Source organism: Paenibacillus rhizolycopersici, from assembly GCF_014947195.2.
Taxonomy (GTDB): domain Bacteria; phylum Bacillota; class Bacilli; order Paenibacillales; family Paenibacillaceae; genus Fontibacillus; species Fontibacillus rhizolycopersici.
This window is the reverse complement of the sequence record NZ_JADCNN020000052.1, coordinates 1-541: the sequence shown is the minus strand read 5'-3', so window position 1 is coordinate 541 and position 541 is coordinate 1. Positions and strand designations below refer to the sequence as shown.

Here is a 541-nt window from a genome sequence, read left to right as displayed (position 1 = left end):
CCATATGCTCTCATAGCTCAGTAGGTAGAGTGCATCCATGGTAAGGATGAGGTCACCGGTTCGATCCCGGTTGAGAGCTTCTCTACATAGGGCCCGTTGGTCAAGGGGTTAAGACACCTCCCTTTCACGGAGGTAACAGGGGTTCGAATCCCCTACGGGTCACCATTTCCGTAATATGTAGATCCCAGATATGGAGGCTTAGCTCAGCTGGGAGAGCATCTGCCTTACAAGCAGAGGGTCGGGGGTTCGATCCCCTCAGCCTCCACCATACCATTGGGGATTAGCCAAGCGGTAAGGCAACGGACTTTGACTCCGTCATGCATAGGTTCGAATCCTATATCCCCAGCCACTTTTCTTAGTAAGAGCCATTAGCTCAGTTGGTAGAGCACCTGACTTTTAATCAGGGTGTCGAAGGTTCGAGTCCTTCATGGCTCACCAGTTTCAATTATGTGCGCGTGTGGCGGAATTGGCAGACGCACTAGACTTAGGATCTAGCGTCTTTGACGTGGGGGTTCAAGTCCCTCCACGCGCACCATCTTTA

General features: G+C 51.9%; 6 tRNA genes. All 6 read left to right on the top strand.

Annotated features, from left to right (window positions below):
* The first annotated feature begins 6 nt into the window (after positions 1–6).
* The 6 genes from IM700_RS22970 to IM700_RS22945 all read left to right on the top strand — a co-directional run bounded on the left by IM700_RS22970 (position 7) and on the right by IM700_RS22945 (position 535).
* Positions 7–79, top strand: a tRNA-Thr gene (locus IM700_RS22970).
* 11 nt (positions 80–90) lie between these two features.
* A tRNA-Glu gene (locus tag IM700_RS22965) sits at positions 91–165 on the top strand.
* A 27-nt stretch (positions 166–192) separates the two neighbouring features.
* A tRNA-Val gene (locus IM700_RS22960) sits at positions 193–268 on the top strand.
* Between the two features lie 6 nt (positions 269–274).
* Positions 275–349 (top strand) — tRNA-Gln (locus tag IM700_RS22955).
* 13 nt (positions 350–362) lie between these two features.
* Positions 363–438, top strand: a tRNA-Lys gene (locus IM700_RS22950).
* A gap of 13 nt (positions 439–451) precedes the next feature.
* Positions 452–535, top strand: a tRNA-Leu gene (locus IM700_RS22945).
* The last annotated feature ends 6 nt before the right edge of the window (positions 536–541 follow it).